General features: G+C 44.1%; 4 protein-coding genes and 1 pseudogene. 2 read left to right on the top strand and 3 right to left on the bottom strand.

Going from position 1 to position 5643, the window contains the following annotated elements; genetic code table 11:
* Positions 1-170 precede the first annotated feature (170 nt).
* The 3 genes from Q338_RS11815 to Q338_RS11805 all read right to left on the bottom strand — a co-directional run bounded on the left by Q338_RS11815 (position 171) and on the right by Q338_RS11805 (position 3048).
* Entirely contained in the window at positions 171-863 is a 693-nt protein-coding gene (locus Q338_RS11815) for a hypothetical protein (protein WP_034295707.1), read from the bottom strand.
* 172 nt (positions 864-1035) lie between these two features.
* Positions 1036-1575 carry an NADPH-dependent FMN reductase gene (locus Q338_RS11810; RefSeq protein ID WP_034295705.1) on the bottom strand — a complete coding sequence of 180 codons (540 nt, stop codon included), beginning with the start codon at positions 1573-1575 and terminating at the stop codon, positions 1036-1038.
* A 150-nt stretch (positions 1576-1725) separates the two neighbouring features.
* Positions 1726-3048 (bottom strand): sugar porter family MFS transporter, encoded by a 1323-nt coding sequence (locus Q338_RS11805; protein WP_034295703.1) that lies wholly within the window; start codon positions 3046-3048, stop codon positions 1726-1728.
* 374 nt (positions 3049-3422) lie between these two features.
* Between Q338_RS11805 and Q338_RS11800 the strand changes: the two genes are divergently transcribed.
* On the top strand, positions 3423-5306 hold the full coding sequence (locus Q338_RS11800; protein ID WP_034295700.1) for an O-linked N-acetylglucosamine transferase, SPINDLY family protein: 1884 nt from the start codon (positions 3423-3425) through the stop codon (positions 5304-5306).
* A 117-nt stretch (positions 5307-5423) separates the two neighbouring features.
* A pseudogene (locus tag Q338_RS11795) lies at positions 5424-5643 on the top strand (IS4-like element ISAba33 family transposase); the annotation flags it as partial.

The following is a 5643-nucleotide window of genomic DNA, read 5'->3' as shown; positions in this document are numbered from 1 at the left end:
AGTTCGCTCAATTCAGTCATATTGGATTAGTCGTGAGAAAATTAATACGATACCACTGAATTGATGCGGACTTCTTTTTTTATTGTACTTTTTTTGTCGTGTACTGAAAGGCTGCCTGAAAAGTCGTCAAAAAACTTTTCAGGCTGCCTGTTTTCTTATCGCCTATTTCATCAATACATTCCTTCTTGATGAAAATCGCCAATGTATTCACAAGATTTATTTTCGCTTTGGCATTGATTTTTCATTGTCGCAATCGCACTATTTACGGCTTGTTGCGATTGGTTCAAATGATATTGTATCCAATAATTTCCCCATTTGCCTTGTGCATTTTGTCCGCGATAGAGCATTAAATGACTATAAGGCTCACCAAATTGTTTTAAACTTTCTAATTCACAACCGCTTTCAGCCATTAATTTTTGGGCTTGTTTTTTATTGCGTTTATGGGTAAGGAATTCAAGCGTGGTATTGGTGGATTTGGCGGTGCAAATTAACATCGCCTTTTCATTTAACCCTGATTGTGTCAAAAAATCTTGCCCCCGCAAAAAACGCCCCTGATTTTGCAAAATCAAACCATATTGCCCTGTTTTGGCACTAAATGCCAATGCCATTTCATTGGTGCTATTGATGACTGCTCTTTCTGCGATACTAAACTCAATGGGTTGTTGGGATGAACCAGAAGAATTTCCACCAGAACAAATTGGATTAAGATGTACCATTTGAGTTTGACCATTTACCCCTGTTTGCGGAACCAAACAGACATTACCGTGCAAATGCCCCACTTGACAATAACAATTTGCCAATGCTGATTGGGAAAATAATCCCAAACTCATCGCACCAAATATGGTTAAGAATGCTTTTTTCATTTTAAAATTCCCAGAACACCAGAACAATTACCAATGCCAATGATAATAAGCCGTTACTTTACTATTTAAATTAGAGTCAAGCAAGGGGCGTTGTTGATGGGTTTTCAGGCTGCCTGAAATGCAAAAACACCGTTTCAATTTCGCAACTGAAACGGTGTTTTTTTATTGTGAATTACGCCACAAATGCCACAAATTCATTGATGAAGTTTTGCAAATTCGCTTTCACTTCATCGGCAACGATTTCGCCTTGCTCGTTGATTGAACCAGCGAAAATGCCGCCCACATTTGCCGCTACGGGCGCAACTTGCATATTGATGTATGTGGCGTTTGCCAATTCACGCAATTGATTGATAACGTTTTCCGAACCACGCGCATTCACAGTTACCAAACCGACTTTTTTACCAATCCACGCGCTTTGACCTGCTGGGCGTGAACCCACGTCAATCGCGTTTTTCAACATCGCGGAAACTTGACCGTTATGCTCTGGGCTAACCCACAAAATCGCGTCAGCCGCTTTAATCGCTTCGCGTACGCGGTTGTAGGCTGGCACGTCTTGTTCGTCCAAATCGCGGTCGTAAACGGGCAAATCGCCCAATTCCACGATGTTGAATTGCAAATCGCTGGGCGCGATGTTTTGCAAATGGCGTACCACGGCGTGATTGAACGAAGTTTTGCTGGCTGAACCAACAAATACGGCAATGTTTTTGCTCATAATGAAAATCCTTGATGAATGTGAAAAAACGGTATTGTACCCACTTCATTTTGTGGAAACAATTGCCGTTTAGGAAACATGGTTTAAAATAAAAAATAACAGGCAGCCTGAAAATTGGATTCCCTTTTCAGGCTGCCTTTTTGAATTAAATTATTCTTTAATCAATGATTTGGATAATTCTTCCAAAGAAACGCCTTTGGTTTCTGGCATCATTACCATCACAAAGAATAATTGAACCACCATCATCACGGTAAAGCACACAAATACCCACGCCGCACCAATGCTGTCAAACAAAAATGGAATCGCCGCAGGAATCGCTGCTGCCAACCACCAATGGGTTGAACTGCCTAATGCTTGACCTTGTGCGCGTAAATGATTGGGGAAAATCTCGGAAATAAACACCCAAATCACCGTGCCTTGCCCAATCGCGTGCGCGGCAATAAACAGGAAGAAGAACAATGGCACCACCATACCCTTCCATTCCAAGAAAAACGCCAGCGACACCAAACCCAAAGACACAATATAACCAAACGAACCAATATACATCAATTGGCGGCGACCAAATTTGTCAATCAAAGACAAACCGACAAAGGTGAAAATCAGGTTAATCACACCAATGCCCACGCTACTCAACAATGCCGCACTTTGCTCCAAACCCGCAATTTCAAAAATGCGTGGCGCGTAATACAAAAACGCATTAATCCCCGATACTTGGTTGAAAAACGCAATCAGAAAGGCAAGCAAAACGGGTTTGCGGTATTTTTTCAGCCACAGGCTTTCGCGTTTTTGTTCACTGTCGTGTTTGGCGGCAACGATTAAGTCATCCAATTTAGCGTCAGGATTGACTTGCTGCAATACAGCTTTGGCTTCTTCGTAGCGACCTTTCATCATCAACCAGCGTGGCGACATGGGCACAACCATCACCATCAAAGTGTAAACAATCGCAGGCAAGGCTTCAATGCCCAACATCCAACGCCAAGTGTTTGCGCCCAAATCCAAATTGGCAATCAAAAAGTTAGACAAATACGCCATCAAAATACCAAATACAATATTGAATTGGTACATCGCCACCAAGCGACCGCGTTTTTCAGCAGGCGCAATCTCGGTAACATAAGCGGGCGCAGCAATGGTAGAAGCCCCTACCCCCAAACCGCCAATAAAACGGAAAAAGGCAAATGAATACGGGTCAGACACCACCGCCGAACCAATCGCACTGACCACATACAACACGCCAATACCAATCAGCGTTTTTTTACGCCCAATGCGGTCGGTGGGAATACTGCCAAACAGCGCACCCACCACCGTCCCCCACAACGCAGACGACATCACCACCAAACCATGAAACAAAGGCGTACTGTTCCACATTTCTTGCAAGGCTTTGTCTGCACCCGAAATCACCACCGTGTCAAAGCCAAACAGAAAACCTGCCAGCGCAACGGTAATGGACCACAACATTAATTTAGACTGATTCATGAAGCGTCTCCTTATCATGAGGTTTGTGAAGCCACCGCGCCGCAGTCTGTCGGCGTGATGGAGTAGATTTGGGGTGTGTGGTTTGTGTATATTTTTGTAAACTTGATTATGCGGCTGTTTGGGGAAATTTGGCAATGATTTTGTGGCGAAATATTGTCATAATTGACGTGGTGCCATTCAGGCAGCCTGAAAAGTATGGTAATTGGTTTACGCGCTTTGTTTTTTTAACGTAAAATTTCATCTTTCAGGCTGCCTAAAATCTGTTCCCTCTTACGCTGGCAGTGGAGGAACAGATTGTTGATAAAATAAAAAATTATCGTGTACGAAAAGGCAGCCTGAATCATCAATATTTATTTTTTATTAATGGAAAAATCATGAAAAATCAATGGGAAGACGAATACAATCATCTGCTTGCCACGCGCCACAGCGATGACATTCACACCTTATTGGCGAAAATGCAGGATTTGCGGGTGCGTTTCCCCAATGTGCGCCAAATTGAAATGTTGTACGCAGGTTTGCTGGTGCAAAATAAGCAAGTACAGCAAGCCATTGAAGTTTACCAACAATTGCCGCAACCAGACGCGGAAATTTTGTCGCGCACAGGCATGTTATATTATGAATTGCAAGATATTCAGGCTGCCTTGTCGCATTTGGCGCAAGCAGAGAATTTGTCGCCCAATGATATTAATATTTTGATTAATCATGGTTTTTTATTGCAAACCGATGGCAATTTGGCGGCTGCTTCGGCGCGATTTGAACGCGTATTGCACATTGACCCGAATCACGAAGACGCGATTTTTCGTTTGGCGTGGCTAGACGCGCATCGTGGCGATTTTGCTCGTGCCTTGACTTTGTATGAGCGCATTCCCTACCATTTGGGGGCGCAAGGTTCCGCCTTGTTTTATCGGCACTATATCATGCCCAATCGCCCTGACCAAATTACTTTGGCTGCGCAAAAAGTGGGCAAAATGTATTCGCACCGCAATACCATCGCCCCCAACCCCAAAACCGTGAGCGAGCCTGAAAAACCATTGAAAATTGGTTTGGTGTCGGCAGATTTGAATAATCATGTGGTGGGCTTTTTTATTGAAAGCCTACTATCGGGCAAAGCAACGCAACAATATCAATGGTTTGCCTATTACAATCACACGGCTGATGACCGCGTATCGCGTCATTTAAAATTAAAATTTAAGGCGTGGCACGAAATCAAATATTGGTCGCTGGAGCGGATTGTGCAGCAAATTCGTGATGACGATGTGGATATTTTGATTGATTTATCGGGCTACACGGGCGGTGGGCGATTGGAGATTTTTGCCGCGCAAGCCGCGCCTTTGCAGGCTGCGTGGTTGGGCTATTTTGGCACAACGGGGCTGCCTGAAATGCAAGCGATTATCGCCGACCCCTATTGCGTGCCGCACGATGAAGAGTTTTTGTACACGGAAAAAGTCTATCGTTTGCCGCACACGCGTTTGTGCATGACTGCGCCCAGTGCCAGCAAAGTGGGCAATGTGATTGCGGGGCGCATTGGGCAAAGTGAAACCATCAATGTATCCGTGCAACCCAAATTAAATTTGCCCATTGAACCCACACCCGCATTGAAAAATGGTTACATTACCTTTGGTTGTTATCAAAATTATTTGAAAATCAACGATGTGGTTTTGCAAACATGGGCAAAAATCGCCCGCAGGCTGCCTGAAAGCCGTTGGCATTTCCAAAATGGGCGTTTGGGCGAAAACAGCGAAGATTTGGCGATTTTCAAGCAAAGATTGCAACAATTTGGTTTTGATTTGGAAAAAGTCTCTTGCGTGGGCAGTATGGCGCGACAGGATTATTTATTGAATTATAATCAAGTGGATATTGTATTGGACACCTTCCCCTACACGGGCGGCACCACCACCGCCGAAGCGATTTGGATGGCAACCCCCACGCTGACTTGGGCAATGGCGGGCATGATTGCGCGGCAGGGCGAGCAAATGATGTGCGCGGCTGGTTATCCCGATTGGGTATGCCGCAGCGAAACGGAATATGTGGACAAAGCCGTGTATTGGGGACAGCCTGAAAACTTTGCCCAACTTAATGAGTTGCACATGAATATGCGCGAAAAAGTTGCCCAATCCCCTTTGTTTAATACGGAACAATTTGCGACAGATTGGTGCGCTTTGATTCGCCAAATGTGGCGTGATTTTTGTGTGGACAATGCCGTGCCACGCATGAAAATCAACACGAAACCCATGTTGGTGGCAAGACGTAAAGCGTAAATCAACAAACCAATTAATTTAGGCAGCCTTTCAGTACACGACAAAAAAAGTACAATAAAAAAAGAAGTCCGCATCAATTCAGTGGTATCGTATTAATTTTCTCACGACTAATCCAATATGACTGAATTGAGCGAACTTACCCATATCGTAACCAAAACTTGCAAATGGCACAAGAGCCACGTTATTGTTTTTGTGTATTTATTGTGTACCATTGCCATGCGGCAGACCTGTAATTTGAGCAAATTGGCAATGTTTTTCCCTGATGCCAAAGCAACAAACGCCTCTTCCTATCGCCGTATCCAACGGTTTTTTAAGGAAGTTGTTTTTGATTATGACG

This window comes from Alysiella crassa DSM 2578 (assembly GCF_000745955.1).
Classification (GTDB): domain Bacteria; phylum Pseudomonadota; class Gammaproteobacteria; order Burkholderiales; family Neisseriaceae; genus Simonsiella; species Simonsiella crassa.
Note: the sequence above shows the minus strand (reverse complement) of the source record. Positions and strands in the feature narration are given on the sequence as shown.